The sequence below is a fragment of the Cohnella nanjingensis genome, assembly GCF_014212125.1.
GTDB lineage: Bacteria > Bacillota > Bacilli > Paenibacillales > Paenibacillaceae > Cohnella > Cohnella nanjingensis.
On sequence record NZ_JACJVP010000074.1, the window covers coordinates 32,153 to 46,400 of the forward strand.

At 59.4% G+C, this 14,248-nt stretch carries 14 protein-coding genes and 1 pseudogene; 4 read left to right on the forward strand and 11 right to left on the reverse strand.

Annotation, left to right across the window (positions count from 1 at the left end):
* Positions 1 to 47: 47 nt before the first annotated feature.
* From H7C19_RS32550 to H7C19_RS32570, 5 genes and pseudogenes are all read right to left on the reverse strand, one after another.
* Positions 48 to 704 carry an ABC transporter permease gene (locus tag H7C19_RS32550; protein WP_185673256.1) on the reverse strand — a complete coding sequence of 219 codons (657 nt, stop codon included), beginning with the start codon at positions 702 to 704 and terminating at the stop codon, positions 48 to 50.
* Between the two features lie 36 nt (positions 705 to 740).
* A pseudogene (locus H7C19_RS32555) lies at positions 741 to 1,472 on the reverse strand (ABC transporter ATP-binding protein); the annotation flags it as partial.
* A 138-nt stretch (positions 1,473 to 1,610) separates the two neighbouring features.
* Positions 1,611 to 2,363 carry an IclR family transcriptional regulator gene (locus tag H7C19_RS32560; RefSeq protein ID WP_185673258.1) on the reverse strand — a complete coding sequence of 251 codons (753 nt, stop codon included), beginning with the start codon at positions 2,361 to 2,363 and terminating at the stop codon, positions 1,611 to 1,613.
* Between the two features lie 38 nt (positions 2,364 to 2,401).
* A complete protein-coding gene (locus tag H7C19_RS32565; RefSeq protein ID WP_185673259.1) occupies positions 2,402 to 3,214 on the reverse strand; it encodes a DUF427 domain-containing protein in 813 nt (270 codons plus the stop codon).
* Positions 3,215 to 3,467: 253 nt separating this feature from the next.
* Entirely contained in the window at positions 3,468 to 4,418 is a 951-nt protein-coding gene (locus H7C19_RS32570; RefSeq protein WP_185673260.1) for a helix-turn-helix transcriptional regulator, read from the reverse strand.
* Positions 4,419 to 4,613: 195 nt separating this feature from the next.
* On the opposite strand from H7C19_RS32570, the gene H7C19_RS32575 reads away from it, so the two are divergent.
* Entirely contained in the window at positions 4,614 to 5,039 is a 426-nt protein-coding gene (locus H7C19_RS32575; protein WP_185673261.1) for a nuclear transport factor 2 family protein, read from the forward strand.
* Positions 5,040 to 5,232: 193 nt separating this feature from the next.
* On the opposite strand, the gene dnaJ is transcribed toward H7C19_RS32575, so the two are convergent.
* The 5 genes from dnaJ to H7C19_RS32600 all read right to left on the reverse strand — a co-directional run bounded on the left by dnaJ (position 5,233) and on the right by H7C19_RS32600 (position 10,925).
* On the reverse strand, positions 5,233 to 6,360 hold the full coding sequence (gene dnaJ, locus H7C19_RS32580; protein ID WP_185673262.1) for a molecular chaperone DnaJ: 1,128 nt from the start codon (positions 6,358 to 6,360) through the stop codon (positions 5,233 to 5,235).
* 277 nt (positions 6,361 to 6,637) lie between these two features.
* Positions 6,638 to 8,497, reverse strand: coding sequence for a molecular chaperone DnaK (dnaK, locus tag H7C19_RS32585; RefSeq protein ID WP_185673263.1), 1,860 nt, complete (start codon positions 8,495 to 8,497; stop codon positions 6,638 to 6,640).
* Positions 8,498 to 8,547: 50 nt separating this feature from the next.
* A complete protein-coding gene (gene grpE / locus H7C19_RS32590; RefSeq protein WP_185673264.1) occupies positions 8,548 to 9,150 on the reverse strand; it encodes a nucleotide exchange factor GrpE in 603 nt (200 codons plus the stop codon).
* Positions 9,151 to 9,278: 128 nt separating this feature from the next.
* Complete coding sequence (gene hrcA, locus H7C19_RS32595; RefSeq protein WP_185673265.1) at positions 9,279 to 10,304, reverse strand: heat-inducible transcriptional repressor HrcA; 1,026 nt, start codon at positions 10,302 to 10,304, stop codon at positions 9,279 to 9,281.
* A 153-nt stretch (positions 10,305 to 10,457) separates the two neighbouring features.
* On the reverse strand, positions 10,458 to 10,925 hold the full coding sequence (locus H7C19_RS32600) for an N-acetyltransferase (protein WP_185673266.1): 468 nt from the start codon (positions 10,923 to 10,925) through the stop codon (positions 10,458 to 10,460).
* Between the two features lie 206 nt (positions 10,926 to 11,131).
* On the opposite strand from H7C19_RS32600, the gene H7C19_RS32605 reads away from it, so the two are divergent.
* From H7C19_RS32605 to H7C19_RS32615, 3 genes are all read left to right on the forward strand, one after another.
* Positions 11,132 to 11,674, forward strand: a complete 543-nt coding sequence (locus tag H7C19_RS32605; protein WP_185673267.1) for a DUF1572 family protein — start codon at positions 11,132 to 11,134, stop codon at positions 11,672 to 11,674.
* Between the two features lie 249 nt (positions 11,675 to 11,923).
* Positions 11,924 to 12,715, forward strand: coding sequence for a TrmB family transcriptional regulator (locus H7C19_RS32610; protein ID WP_185673268.1), 792 nt, complete (start codon positions 11,924 to 11,926; stop codon positions 12,713 to 12,715).
* A 68-nt stretch (positions 12,716 to 12,783) separates the two neighbouring features.
* Positions 12,784 to 14,001: an MFS transporter gene (locus tag H7C19_RS32615; protein ID WP_185673269.1), complete on the forward strand. Its 1,218-nt coding sequence runs from the start codon at positions 12,784 to 12,786 to the stop codon at positions 13,999 to 14,001.
* Between the two features lie 109 nt (positions 14,002 to 14,110).
* Here the strand turns inward: H7C19_RS32615 and H7C19_RS32620 are convergent, their stop codons facing one another.
* Positions 14,111 to 14,242, reverse strand: coding sequence for an IS3 family transposase (locus H7C19_RS32620; RefSeq protein WP_281385085.1), 132 nt, complete (start codon positions 14,240 to 14,242; stop codon positions 14,111 to 14,113).
* Positions 14,243 to 14,248: the final 6 nt, after the last annotated feature.

Consider the following 14,248-nt stretch of genomic DNA (forward strand, 5'->3'; position numbering starts at 1 on the left):
GCGCCATAAGATCCGGCTTGTCGTCATGGATTCCCTCGCCTTTCTCCCTATCCGTTTATTTTTCTTTGGCCGCGCAGCCCCTTGGGGGTCAACGCGCGGTTTAAAGCCAGCAGCAGCAAATTCACGAGAATAACCAGCAGCGAGACCGGAACGGCCCCTTCGAAAATAGTGATCGTATTGATCATCGTGATGCCCCGCGTGATGATGTCGCCGAGCCCGCCGGCCGCGATATAGGTGGCGATCGTCGCCATGCTGATCGTCTGGACGGTGACGAGCCGGACGCCCGCCATGATCACGCTCCTGGCGATGGGCAGCTGCACCATGCGCAGCACCTGCCAGCGGGTCATCCCCATTCCGACGCCGGCTTCGGTCAGCGCGGGATTGACTTCGCTGATGCCGACGAACGTGTTCTGCACGATGGGCAGCAGCGCGTACAGCGTCAAGGCGATGATCGCCGGCTTGGCGCCGATGCCGACGAGCGGGATCATGAATCCGAACAGCGCCAGGCTCGGGATCGTCTGGATGACCGAGACGACCGTGATGACGCCGTTGGCCAATCGTTTGAATCGCGTCAGAAGGACGCCCGCGGGGATGGCGACGAGGCAGGCGATCAGGACGGAGACGGCCGAGAGATACAGGTGCTCCAGCGTCTTGTCGATGATGAGCGGCCAATCGGCCTGCAGCGTGTTCCAGAATTGATCCATGAGGTTCTCCTTCTAAATCTCGAAATTCGCCGCGAAGCGCTCCGTGCCTAGAAACTCGCGGACGAAAGCGTTCGCGGGCCGCTTCAGCAAGTCTTCGGGAGCGTCGTCCTGCACGAGCTTGCCGTCCTTCAGCAGGACGATCCGGTCGGCTATCTTGAGCGCCTCGTCGATATCGTGGGTCACGAATACGATCGTCTTCTTGACTTGCTCGTTCAGCTTGATCAGTTCCTTCTGCAGTTGCACCCGACTGATCGGATCGAGCGCGCTGAACGGCTCATCCATGAGGATGATCGAAGGATTCGCCGCGAGCGCCCTGGCGACTCCGATGCGCTGCTGCTGGCCGCCGCTCAGCTCGTGCGGATATCGCTTGCGGAACTGGTCCGGCGCGAGGCCGATGAGCGACAGCAGCTCGTCGACCCGATGGTCCAGCCGCTTGCGGCTCTCGCCCTTCAGGCGGGGGACCACCGTAATGTTGTCCTCGATCGTCATGTGGGGGAACAGCCCGATCTGCTGAATCACATAGCCGATGTTGCGGCGCAGCTCGACCGGATTCTGCCGGCCGATCGGCCGGCCTTCGACCAGAATCTCGCCGGCCTCGGGCTCGATGAGCCGGTTGATGAGCTTCAGCAGCGTCGTCTTGCCGCAGCCGGACGGGCCGATGATGCAGACGATGCGCGCGCGCGGGATCGTCAAGGCGAGTTCTTCGAAGACGTAACCGGTCCCGTACCGTTTGCTGACGCCGCGGAATTCGACGGCGGCTTCGCCCATGTTCATCGCTCCTTTCTGTTTCGTAGATGGGATGGACAGCGCCCTTCGAAACGCGAAAAGGCCATGCCTCCCCGATCGGGATGACATGGCCTCCTAACGTTAGGTGGGCCTATCCTTGATGCGCGCGCCTCGGTCCGTTCATTCGGCCGAGACGCCAAGATAGCCTAGCTTGCGGGACAGCAGGTCGGTCGCCGTGCGGAGCTGGGCGATCATCCGGCGTTCGCCGGCCTCGTCGCAGCGGAAGCTGGGCCCGGCGATCGAGAGGCTCGCGATCGCGAGCCCTTGCGCGCCGAATACGGGCGCCGAGATCGCGAACACGTCGGGGTCGACCTCCCCTTTGGTGAGGCTGTACCCTTGCGCGCGGATGGTCTGCAATTCCGCTTCGAGCGCCCGCCGTTCCGCCGCGTTCGCGACCGCCGCGACCGTGCGGGCCAGTAGCTTCTCGCTCTCGAAGGCGAGCAGGCTTTTGCCCGACGCCCCCGAATGGAGCGGCAGGATGCGGCCGTTCTCGATGGCGAATTGGATCAGCCCTTTGCTGCGCACGTTCTGAATGCAGATAACGTCGCTCCCCGTACGGACGAACAAGGCGGTCGTCTCCGCCGTCTCCGCGGTGAGACGCTCCATCAGCGGCAAGGACAACGAGAGGAGATCCTTCTGCATCTGCTGGTTGAGGCTTCGCGCCAGATCCAGTATTCGGAGGCCGAGCGCGATCTGCCGCTTGCCGCGGCGTTCGACGATGCCGTTCTGCTCCAGCGTCTGCAGGAAGCGGTACGTGGTGCTCTCCGGGATCGACACCTTCTCGGAGATCTCGCTCACCGAGAGGGTGCCTTCCGCTTCGGACAGCGCGAACAGAATGTCGAGCGCCCGGCTTAGTGTCTGTGTTCCGTTCATGGGATCTCCCGTTTCTTCCTGTGATCAGGTCAGTACGTTTATGGCGTCGTAACCCCGTCGGCCCGAATCTCGCTTGCGTTAAAGAAGTCCAGCGCCGAACGGTGCCACTGCGGTTCCGGCTCCCTTTCTCCGTCCACGTAAACTTCTACGCGTTCGTTGTAGAACGACAGCAATCCCGCGATCTTCGGAATCTCCGGGATCGGCGACGGGTAGCTCCATACGACATTCTCGTGCGTCCGGCCGCCCGCGTTCACGCTCCAGTAGACCGCGTCGCCCTTGTAAGGGCAGCTCGTCGCGTGGTCGGTCGCCGTCAGCAGCTCCTCGCGGACGTCTTCCTTCGGCAGGTAGTAGCGCACGGGGACGCCGGTCTCGAACACGATGACGGGACGGCGGCTATCGGCCAGTACCTCGCCGTCCAGGACGATCCGGATATGGCGGGCGCTCGCGATGGCGTCTACGCGCTTGTAGGGATCGCGGGGATGGACGAAGATCTCTTCCTCCTCCTCGTACCAGTGGTCGACGCGATCCCAGTAGAACGCGTAGTACCCCTTCAGTCCTTCGCCATCGCTGCCCGGAATCGGATCCCGGTAGCGCCAGACCGCATTCTCCGACGTCCGTCCGCCGGCCTGGATCGAATAATAGGTGGCGTCGCCCTTGAACGGGCAATACGTGGAATGGGACGTCTGCGTCAGCAAATCCGTGCGGATGTCCGCTTCGGGGAAGTAGTACACAGGCAAATGACCTCGTTCGTGCACGACGATGGCTTGCTTGCTGTCGGCGATCGTCTCCTCGCCGAATCGGACCCGTATCCATCTCGGCGTACGGTCCAGTCGAACATGCTGCTTCGTCAAACGCGCTCACTCCTTTATCACATATAGATAATGTATTATCGTATACAGATGATAACATGGGATTTCCAGGATGACAATGGGTTTTTCAAACTTTTCTTACCTTTTTAGACGGAATTAAATGAGGCGTGGAGAAAGAAGCGGTTAGACCGCCCGACATAGCGAAAAAGAGGAGCCCGCGAGCTGCGCGGGCCGAGCTGCGCGAGCGAATTCGCGAAGCCGTACGCAGGTATGGGAATACGAATTTATCCCCTCTTTAATCGTACAGTTTCGCCATGTCGGCGATGCTGCGCTTGATGTGCGCTATCGCTTCGGCGGGCTCCACGATTTTGGCGTCTTGTCCCAGTGCCCATATCATGTCCGTGTAAAATGCCAGCTTCTTGATCGGAATGGACATGCGAATGAATCCGTTGCCGTCATCTTGACGTTCGATGAACCCTTCGAATCTTCCGTTGGGCTCCAATTTCCTTATACCGGCCTGCGTTAAGCGAACACGAAAGAGGATCTTTTCTTGATGATCCAGTTCTTCCTCTTCCCAGTCGAGCAGAGACTTGCGATCCGCATCCTCGCGATAGGTAAGGGAATTATTCAACTTCGCCTCCGCGATCCGATCCGCCCGGAAGAGTCTAATGGCTCGCCTAGCGAAGCAATATGCCGGGCAATACCAATATCCGCGGTCCGAATAGAGCCCAATCGGTTGAATATCCCTCGTATTCACGCCGCCTTCGCTTGAACGGTACGCAATCGTAACGGCAGACCGTATCATGACGGCTTGCAGTAAAACGGTAAGACAGGCGTCGGACATCGGTCGGTTGGGACTCCAAATGATGACTTTATTTTTTAACCGGTCGATTTGTTTTTTCGCATCCGACGGCAAATGATGATAGAACTTATCCAGTGCCGACTCGGCCTGATCGCCGAACGGAAGCGCCCCGAAATAATGAAGGGACCGGACGGCGAAATAGATGGCGATCGCTTCGCTTTCGATAAAAGTAATTGGCGGAAGCGCGCGTTCGTTTAGAAGTTTGTAGCCTCCCCCGCGTCCTTGTATGGAATAAAGCGGGACCCCGAGTTCGCCAAGCTCCATTAAATCTCGGGAAACCGTTCGCGGCGAAACGCCCAGTTCGTAGGCAATCTCCGCGATGGTAAAGGATTTTTTGGCATGAACGATCATCATCAATCGAATTAAACGTTGGGATTTATGCAATCGTCCTCCCCCTCCTCTTTTTTTATTCTATGGTAGCACATAAACATGCAAGCACTTGTCATGTTTATCGGATATTCTTACAGTGTCCTTCGCTCGCGAGGAAAGGATAAATGCTTAATGACAAGGGCGAATCCGTTCGGAATGCCCATTGTGAACCCCCTATTTGCCTCTATCGAAAAGGAGACGAAACGAACGATGATCGAAAATGGGAACGACAACGGCAAGGCGGGGAAGCCGTATTTCTCAAGCCCATGCAATCGGGCATTTCAGGCTTTCCGCGTTGCATTTGAGGAAGGAGACACTTCCGATTTTCTCGCGCTGGCGACCGAGGACTTTCAGTTTTCCGTTCCTTTGCCATTCGAGGATTGGCGAGAGAAACAAGCAGGCAAACAGCGATTTAGAGAACTGGTTCGCTTTGAACGAGAAGTTCTGCAAGTGAAGCTTACTCCCCTGATCGAACTTGCCGATGCGCATTTTGGGATGGTGGTCTTTCAGGCGGAAGGGACTTTGAACAGCCAGCCTTATCGGAATGAGCTCACGGTCGTTTTCGAATTCGAGCGCGACCGGATCAAGTCGTTCAGAGAGTACGTAGGTATGCCGCTAAAAAAATATGAAAACTGATCTTGTTATCCCAAAAACAACGAGCCTTACTCCCCTGCTCTGCGCCAGGGCGACGCCCGGTCAGCCGAGAATTTTTGACGAAAGCCTTCCCTGCGAACCGCCTCTACCTCCTTTCTCCCCCGCCAATCCAAAAAAGGCCTCTCGCACCCTAACGGGTACGAGAGGCCTTTCACCGGCAAATGCGCGTCGCCGCTTAATCGCCGAGTATCGCTTTTTTCATCCGTTCGAAGATGGACTGATGCTGTTCGTGGGTCGACTCGCCGCTCTTGGAGCCGAAGTCGCGCAGCAAGTCCTTCTGGTCTTCGCTCAGGTTCGTCGGGGTGACGAGCGTTACCTTGACGTGTTGGTCGCCTTGGCCGTAGCCGCGCAGTTTCGGCACGCCTTTGCCCTTCAGCCGGAAGTAGGTGCCCGTCTGGGTACCCGCCGGAATCTTGAGCTTTACTTTCTCGGTAAGCGTCGGGATCTCGATCTCGTCGCCCAGCGCCGCCTGGGTGAACGTCAGCGGCACTTCGCAGTAGATGTCGTCGCCGTCGCGTTCGAAGAAGTCGTGCGTCTTCACGCGCAGCACGATGTACAAGTCCCCTGCGGGACCGCCGCGCACGCCGCCTTCGCCCTCGCCGCTGACGCGCAGCTGCGAGCCGTCGTCCACGCCGGCCGGGATCTTGACGTGAATCTTGCGCTGCTTCTTCACTTGGCCGCTGCCGCTGCAGACGTTGCAGCGTTCCTTGATGATCTTGCCGCGGCCGCCGCACGTCGTACAAGGACGGCGGTTGACGATCCGGCCGAACGGGGTGTTCTGCGCCACTTCCTGCTGACCGGTACCGCGGCAGGTCGAGCAATTCTCGACCTTCGTGCCCGGCTTCGCGCCGCTGCCGTGGCAGTGATCGCACGTCTCGGTGCGCGGGATGGTGATGTCGGTCTCTTTGCCGAACACCGCTTCCTTGAACTCGATCGTCATCGTGTATTGCAGATCGTTGCCGCGCTGCGGCGCGTTCGGATCGCGCCGTCCGCCGCCTCCGCCGCCGAAGAACATATCGAAGATGTCGCCGAACCCGCCGAAGTCGCCTTGTCCACCCGCGCCGCCGCCGAAGCCCGCCATCGGGTCCTCGTGGCCGTACTGGTCGTAACGGGCGCGCTTCTGGTCGTCGCTCAGGACGTCGTACGCTTCTTTGACTTCTTTGAATTTGCTCTCCGCGTCGGGTTCTTTGTTCACGTCCGGATGGTACTTCCGCGCCAAGTTACGGTACGCTTTCTTGACCTCGTCCGCGGAGGCGTTCCGGCCGACGCCGAGCGTCTCGTATAAGTCCTTCTTGTCCGCCACTCCTCCACCTCCATGAGGAAAGTCAAAGCTTGTTCCGTTGCAGGGAATCCGTTAACGTCATCCTTTGAATCCGCCTTCTGACGGCATGCAACTCCTTACAGCCGCGTTGCTCCGCCCATTGCCGATGATGAGATGATAAGGTGGCAATGGGCTCCGCAAAAGCGGACGTAAACTCTTTCAGGAGTTACATACCTCTTCGGGATTCAAAGGATTGGTTAACGGAAGACCTCCAAAAGGAACCGGCTTTGACTTTCTGGTTACACAACCAATTTATGATTTATTTCTTGTCTTCGTCCACGACTTCGTAGTCGGCGTCGACGACGTTGTCTTTCTTCGCGCCGCCTGCGCCCGCGTTCGCGTCCGCTGCGCCGTCGCCTGCGCCTTGCGCCGCTTGGGCTTCGGCTGCCGCTTGCTCGTATACCTTCATGGACAGCGCCTGCACCACGGCGGAGAGCTCTTCGGTCGCCGCCTTGATCTCTTCCAGGTTGTCGCTTTCCAGCGCCTTCTTGACCTTCTCCTTGGCTTCGTTCGCCTTCTCGACGTCGGCCGCGTCGACTTTGTCGCCCAGGTCCTTGACGGCCTTGTCGGCGGAGTAGACGAGCTGGTCGGCTGCGTTCTTGGCCTCGATCAGCTCGCGGCGCTTGCTGTCTTCTTCGGCGTGCAGCTCGGCTTCCTTCTGCATGCGCTCGATCTCTTCCTTGCTCAGGCCGCCGGAGGAAGTGATCGTGATCTTCTGGCTCTTGCCCGTGCCCTTGTCGAGCGCGGATACGTTGACGATGCCGTTGGCGTCGATGTCGAAGCTGACTTCGATCTGCGGCACGCCGCGCGGCGCCGGCGGGATATCGCTCAGGATGAACCGGCCGAGCGTCTTGTTGTCGCGGGCCATCGCGCGTTCGCCTTGCAGGACGTGAATCTCGACCTGCGTCTGGTTGTCGGCGAACGTGGAGAACACTTGGGACTTGCTGGTCGGGATCGTCGTGTTGCGGTCGATCATCTTCGTCAACACGCCGCCCGCGGTCTCGATGCCGAGGGACAGCGGCGTGACGTCGAGCAGCACGACGTCTTTGACGTCGCCCGTGAGGACGCCCGCTTGGACAGCCGCGCCCAGCGCGACGACTTCGTCCGGATTGACGCCTTTGTGCGGCTCTTTGCCCGTCAGGCGCTTAATCGCTTCTTGAACGGCCGGAATCCGCGTGGAACCGCCGACCAGGACGACTTTGTCGATCTGCGAGGCGTTCAGGCCTGCGTCGGACAGCGCTTGGCGCGTAGGCGCCATCGTGCGCTCGACCAGGGAAGCCGTGATCTCGTCGAACTTCGCGCGGGACAGGTTCAGCTCCAAGTGCTGCGGAACCCCGTCGACCACGGTGATGAACGGCAGGGAGATCGTCGTCGTCAGGACGCCGGACAGCTCTTTCTTCGCTTTCTCCGCTGCGTCTTTGAGGCGCTGAACCGCGGATTTATCCTTGAGCAGGTCGATGCCGTGGTCTTTCTTGAACTCCGCGGACATCCATTCCATGATCACTTGGTCGAAGTCGTCGCCGCCGAGGTGGTTGTCGCCGCTCGTCGCTTTGACTTCGAAGAAGCCGGCGCCCAGCTCGAGGATCGAGACGTCGAACGTGCCGCCGCCCAAGTCGAAGACGAGGATCGTTTGATCTTCGGCTTTCTCCAGTCCGTAGGCCAGCGCGGCCGCGGTAGGCTCGTTCACGATCCGCAGCACTTCAAGGCCGGCGATCGCGCCGGCGTCCTTGGTCGCCTGGCGTTGGCTGTCGTTGAAGTAAGCGGGCACCGTGATGACGGCCTGGGTGACCGTCTGGCCCAGGTAAGCTTCCGCGTCGGATTTCAGCTTCTGCAGAATAATGGCCGAGATCTCTTGCGGAGAATAGTCTTTGGCGTCGATCGTTTCCTTGTGGTTCGTCCCCATATGGCGCTTGATGGAGCTAACCGTGCGGTCCGGGTTCGTGATGGCTTGGCGCTTGGCCGTGTCGCCTACGATGCGCTCTCCGTCCTTCTTGAAGCCGACGACCGAAGGGGTCGTGCGGTTGCCTTCCGGGTTCGGGATGACGACGGCTTCGCCGCCTTCCATGACCGCTACGCAAGAGTTCGTGGTGCCCAAGTCGATACCGATTACTTTACTCATGTCTAATGTTCCTCCTCACGTCTTCACGCGTATGAATTCCAATGTCGGGATTAACCGCTGACTTTGACCATAGCCGGGCGGATGACTTTATCCTTCAGCCAATATCCCGGTTGTACCACTTCCACGACGGTGCCTTCTTCATATTCGTCGGATTCGACTTGCATGATCGCTTGGTGGACTTCCGGATCGAACGGCTGCCCGACCGGCTCCATCAGCTTCAGTCCTTCGGCTTCGAGCACTTGCCACAGCTGACGGTTGATCATGTCGATGCCCTTGGCGAAAGACCCGGCGTCGGCGGACTCCCCGCCCGACTGCAGCGCCCGGCCGAAGTTGTCGATCACCGGGAGCAGCGCCGTGACGAGCTTCAGCGAAGCGTATTGCGCGAGCTCTTCCTTCTCCTTCTGCGTCCGGCGGCGGAAGTTGTCGAAGTCCGCTTGCACGCGAAGCTGGCGCTGGTAATGTTCGTCCGCCAGCCGCTTCAGCTCCGCGTACTTCGGATCATCCTCGCCCGCTTCCGCGCCGCCCGTCTCCGGATCGGCGGAGGACACGCCTTCGTTCCCGGCCGCGGCGTCCTGCGCCTGCCGCTCTTCCGCTTCCGCCGATCCAACGTCCGCTTCGCTCGCGAACGTTTCTTGCTTCAAATCTTGTTCCATCGTTTCCCGGCTCCTTCATCTCATGAGTGCCTGCGCCTTGCGTACCGCATTACCGTGCCTCGGGTTCTCTCCGGATATACCCTGGACCGGTCCGGCGGCGTCAGGCTTTCGTCTTCTGGCGGCGACGGTTATTTGTACCAACGACTATACATCTGCGTCATATCCTTGGACAAGTAGTTCAGCAAGCTAATTACTTTGCCGTACTCCATTCGCGTAGGTCCAAGGATGCCGATCGTCCCGAGCGCCTGGCCGTCGGCGGAGAAGGTCGCGGTGATGAGACTGCATTGATTGATCGCCTCGAGCGCGTTCTCGGTGCCGATGCGCACCTGGATCCCTTCGGGCAGCGAATGGAACAGCTGCATCAGCTTCGGCGTCTCCTCGAGCATGTCGAGGATGCCCTTCACTTTGTCGACGTCTTTGAATTCCGGTTGGGTGAGGATATTCGTCGCGCCGCTTAAGTACACCTTCGGCTCGGTCTCTTCCTCGATCGATTGCTCGAGCATCGTCATGATATGCTCGCAATGATCGACGTAGCGGCTCAGCTCGTTCGCGACTTCGCTGTGCAGCACCGCCTTCAGACGGAAGAACGGAATGCCGGTCAGCTTGTCGTTCAGCAGGTTGACGATCTTCTGGATGTCGTCCATGCCGATGCCTTCGGGGATCGAGACGTTCCGGTGCTCCACATGCCCCGTATTCGCGACGATGATCGCCACGGCGGACGTCTCGTTCAGCGGGAGGAGCTGGAAGTGCTTCAGCGTCGTGTGGAACATCTCCGGACCGAGCACGATGGAGGTGTAGTTCGTCATCTGCGACAAGATGGTAGCCGCATGGCTGACGGCGCCTTCCCAGTGCATCATCTTCTCGGCGAAGAAGCTGCGCATGGTCCGCGCGTCCTGCTCCTTCACGCCGCCCAGGCGGATCAAATGGTCCACGTAATAACGATATCCTTTAATAGAAGGGATGCGACCGGCGGACGTATGGGGCTGCTCCAGCAGGCCCAATTCCTCCAGATCGGCCATCTCGTTGCGGATGGTGGCCGGGCTGAATAGAACGTCGCTCCGTTTGGAGATGCTGCGCGACCCCACCGGTTCGGCGGAGCGAATATAATCGTCGACAATGGCCGTTAAGATCATCCGTTGACGTTCGCTTAACATCTCGTCGTCCCCTTCCCTTTAACCGTTAGCACTCAAATCGGTCGAGTGCTAATCGCTATAACAAAAATACCAAACCGTTCCGGTCGTTGTCAAGACGATCGGTTCGATTTGGCATAGATCTAGGCATAGGTCACGCACCCGTGCAGCGGGGCGTCAATCCAATACGCGCACGACCGCGATCTCGTCGCAATTATGCTGCTTGGTGCAATGGACGCAATCGGTCCACACCTTCTCGGGAAAAATCTCCTTGCTCACGACGTCGAAGCCGTTCTTCTTGAAGAAGCTCACCTCGTACGTCAGAGCCATGACTTTCGGGATGCCCATCCGGCGGGCTTCCTCGATCAGCGCGTCGACCATCATCGAGCCCAGGCCCATTCCTTTGTAACCTTCCGTCATCCCGAGCGAACGAATCTCCACGAGATCGGCGCCCAGACGGAACAGCGAGCCGCAGCCGATCAGGCGGGGACCGTCTTCGACCACGACAAAAGAATCGATATGCCGCAGCAGCGCTTCGCGGGATCGCGGCAGCATGATGCCTTTGGCGGCATAATCTTGAATCAATTCATACAGCGCTTCGACGTCGCGGGCTTCCGCTTTGCGGCAAGCGATGGTCGCGTTCACTAGAGGTCCCTTCTTTCCGGCGTTCCATGATCGCTAGGCGTTCCTTGATCGTTGGATGATGTGAATAAATATACAACATACCGAATTTATTCTCAAGCATAAAATGTCCCCCATGCGAAGATTTCGTGATCTCGCCGATAAAAAAACGCATCGGACAACGCCGCCGCCTTCGTGTATGATCAAGAAAACGGAAGGGAGAATTCGCCATGACCGATGCAAACCCATCGTTAGCCGCCCATCTGCTGGCATCGTCCATTCTAACGTTCAAGAGCATGAAGAAACTTGGCGACGGCGCGCTCCGTCAGCTGGACGACGCGGGCATCCGCTGGACGCCCGCTCCGGAGAGCAACAGCGTCGCCGTCATCGTCAAGCATGTGGCGGGCAATATGGCGTCTCGTTGGACGGACTTCCTCGCGACCGACGGGGAAAAACCGGATCGCAACCGGGACGAAGAGTTCATGGAAGACGCCGAAGGACACGCCGACATCGTCGCGCAATGGGAGCGCGGGTGGGCGATCTTGTTCGGCGCGCTGGAATCGCTCGCGCCGGAGGACGTTCACGGCACCGTGACGATTCGCGGAGAAGCGCACTCCGTCGTCGAGGCGATTCATCGCCAGATCTCGCATTACGGCGGCCACGTCGGCCAGATCGTCTATGCCGCCAAAGCTTACCGGGCGGATGGTTGGGAGACCCTCAGCATCCCCAGGGGACAGTCGCAAACCTTTAACGACGGCATGAAGAAGCCGTGAGGAAACGGCAGCCGCCTCCCTGGGCATGACGCGAAGACTAAGCGTTCGGTGGATGGCCAAGACGGCGATTCGCATGCGCCTCTTCTATTAATAGTAGAACAACCCGGCGATATCCGCGCCGGGTTGTTCCGCTTTTCGCATGTTTGCGGATAAAAAAGGTTGACAGGTCGCGCCTCCGGAAGTAGTATTTTGACATACTACTAACCAGTCGTATTGTTCAGTACGACTAGCAAAGGAGGATGCAGAGAGATGCTCGAACGACTGAAGAAGCTCGGCTTCTCCGAATTGGAAGGCCGCTGCTACTTGACGCTTCACGAAGAAGCGCAGCTGAGCGGCTACGAGGTCGCCAAGCGCGTCTCGATATCGCGGACGAACGTCTACGCCGCGCTGCGTTCCTTGACGGACAAGGGCGTCTGCCGCACGATCGACGGCGATCCCGTCCGCTACAGCGCAGTCCCGATCGAACAGGTGGTGAAGTATCTGCGCTCGGAGTTCGACGAGACCGCCGACGCGCTCATGCAGGAGCTGAAGCCCCCGCTTGCCGCTCCCGCCTTCTATAATTGGCAGGGCGACGACGCCGTACGGATGGCGATCAAGCGCATGGTGCTCAGCGCCGCCCGCACGATCATCGTGGACATCTGGTCGGAGGACTTCCTCGCCGTGGAGGACCTGCTGCTCGAAGCGGAGCGGCGCGGCGTCACCGTCGTGGCCATCACGCTCGGACCCGTGCAATCCAAGCTGAAGCACGTTCTCACGCACAAGCGCATGGAGATGTGGCATGCCACCGACGCCCGCAGCTTCTACGTGCTGTGCGACTGGAAAGCCGGCTTCCTCGGCGCGTTCGGCGGTTCCCGCAAGATGTCGGCGCTCGAGACCGATCACCCGTCCGTCACGGAGATGCTCACGCAGGCGTTCCACCACGATATTCTGATGATGGACATGGAGCGCGACTTCGGAGCCGAGCTCGCCGAAGCTTACGGCGACAATTACGAGAAGCTGCTCAACCATTACCGCACCGAGAAGGGCTGGGAGATCCCCTGACGGGATCCCGGCCCCCTCCCCGCCGCCGTTCGCGCGGCACCCCGCTATCCGAAGAGAGGAGTATCCGCATGTCAGCCAAAGTCATCGCCGCCAAGGCGCTACCCGTTTCAGCCACCGTCTTCCCGATTCTGTTCATGATCAGCACGGTGCATTTGCTGAACGATACGATGCAGTCTACCGTTACCGCCCTTTTCCCCGTTCTGCGCGATACGCAAGGTCTGAGCTACGGCCAGATCGGCTTGATCGCCTTCATGATGAACATCACCGCTTCTTTCTTGCAGCCCGTCGTCGGCTGGTTCTCGGACCTAAAGCCGCGGCCCTACATTTTGCCGCTCGGCGTCTGCTTTACGCTGCTCGGCGTCTTCTCGCTCGCGCTCGCCCCGAACTTCGCGACGATCCTGCTGTCCGTCATCGCGCTCGGGATCGGCTCGGCGATCTTCCACCCCGAGTCGTCCCGCGTCGCCTACTTGGCCGCCGGGAACAGCCGCGGGCTCGCCCAGTCGATCTTCCAGGTCGGCGGCAACATCGGCAGCTCGCTCGGTCCGATCATGACGGCGCTGATCTTCATTCCGCTCGGACAGCACGGCGTCATGTGGTTCGTCATCGCGGCCGTGGCCGGCATCGCGATCCAATCCTTCGTCGCCCGTTGGTACGGCGCGCAGAGCTTGACGCCGCGCCGCAAGGCCGCGCCGAAGACCGAATCCCGCTCTCTCTTGACGCCGGGCAAGGTCAAGTGGGCCATCGGCATCCTCGTGCTGCTCGTCTTCTCCAAGCACGTCTATATGTCCAGCTTCACGAGCTTCTATTCCTTCTATCTCATCGACGACTACGGCGTGACCAAGCAGCACGCCCAAATGTTCCTGTTCGCCTTCCTCGCCGCTTCCGCGGTCGGCACCTTCATCGGCGGACCGCTCGCGGACCGTTTCGGCCGCCGCAACATCATCTGGCTGTCGATTCTCGGCACCGCGCCGTTCTCCATCGCGCTTCCGTATGCCAGCTTGTTCTGGTCGGCGGTCCTCTGCATCTGCGCGGGCTTCATCCTGTCGTCCGCGTTCTCGATCATCGTGGTCTACGCCCAGGAGCTGCTGCCGGGCAAGGTCGGTCTCGTCTCCGGCTTGTTCTTCGGCCTCGCGTTCGGTCTCGGCGGCATCGGATCCGCGCTGCTCGGCGAGATCGCCGACGCGACCAGCATCGCCTTCATCATGAAGATGTGCGCTTATCTGCCGCTCCTCGGCATCTTCACGCTGTTCCTGCCGAAGGACGCCGACGTTCGCGCGAATGCTTGACGCCTTCCGCAGCAAACCCCTAACGCCGCGTTAAACGGCTACGAAGGCAAAGAGGCTGCCCCGGTCTGAACTGCACCCCGTCAAGTAGACAGTACAAATAAGTAAAGTATTAGGCGGCCTTCGTCCTGTATTCCATGAGACTGAGGCCGTTTAATTTCGCCTGCAAACGCTCATTGTTGTAGAAGTGGATGTAGGCTTCAATGTCTTTCTTTAGTTCTTCAAACGTGCTGTATGTATTCAGGTAGTA

What these genes read in the sequence shown, in the direction of transcription:
- H7C19_RS32575 (WP_185673261.1), top strand. Translation starts at nt 4,614, where the DNA reads ATGATCGAAAATGGGAACGACAACGGCAAGGCGGGGAAGCCGTATTTC.
- grpE (WP_185673264.1), bottom strand. Translation starts at nt 9,150, where the DNA reads ATGGAACAAGATTTGAAGCAAGAAACGTTCGCGAGCGAAGCGGACGTT.
- H7C19_RS32610 (WP_185673268.1), top strand. Translation starts at nt 11,924, where the DNA reads ATGCTCGAACGACTGAAGAAGCTCGGCTTCTCCGAATTGGAAGGCCGC.
- H7C19_RS32550 (WP_185673256.1), bottom strand. Translation starts at nt 704, where the DNA reads ATGGATCAATTCTGGAACACGCTGCAGGCCGATTGGCCGCTCATCATC.
- H7C19_RS32560 (WP_185673258.1), bottom strand. Translation starts at nt 2,363, where the DNA reads ATGAACGGAACACAGACACTAAGCCGGGCGCTCGACATTCTGTTCGCG.
- hrcA (WP_185673265.1), bottom strand. Translation starts at nt 10,304, where the DNA reads ATGTTAAGCGAACGTCAACGGATGATCTTAACGGCCATTGTCGACGAT.
- H7C19_RS32605 (WP_185673267.1), top strand. Translation starts at nt 11,132, where the DNA reads ATGACCGATGCAAACCCATCGTTAGCCGCCCATCTGCTGGCATCGTCC.
- H7C19_RS32615 (WP_185673269.1), top strand. Translation starts at nt 12,784, where the DNA reads ATGTCAGCCAAAGTCATCGCCGCCAAGGCGCTACCCGTTTCAGCCACC.
- dnaK (WP_185673263.1), bottom strand. Translation starts at nt 8,497, where the DNA reads ATGAGTAAAGTAATCGGTATCGACTTGGGCACCACGAACTCTTGCGTA.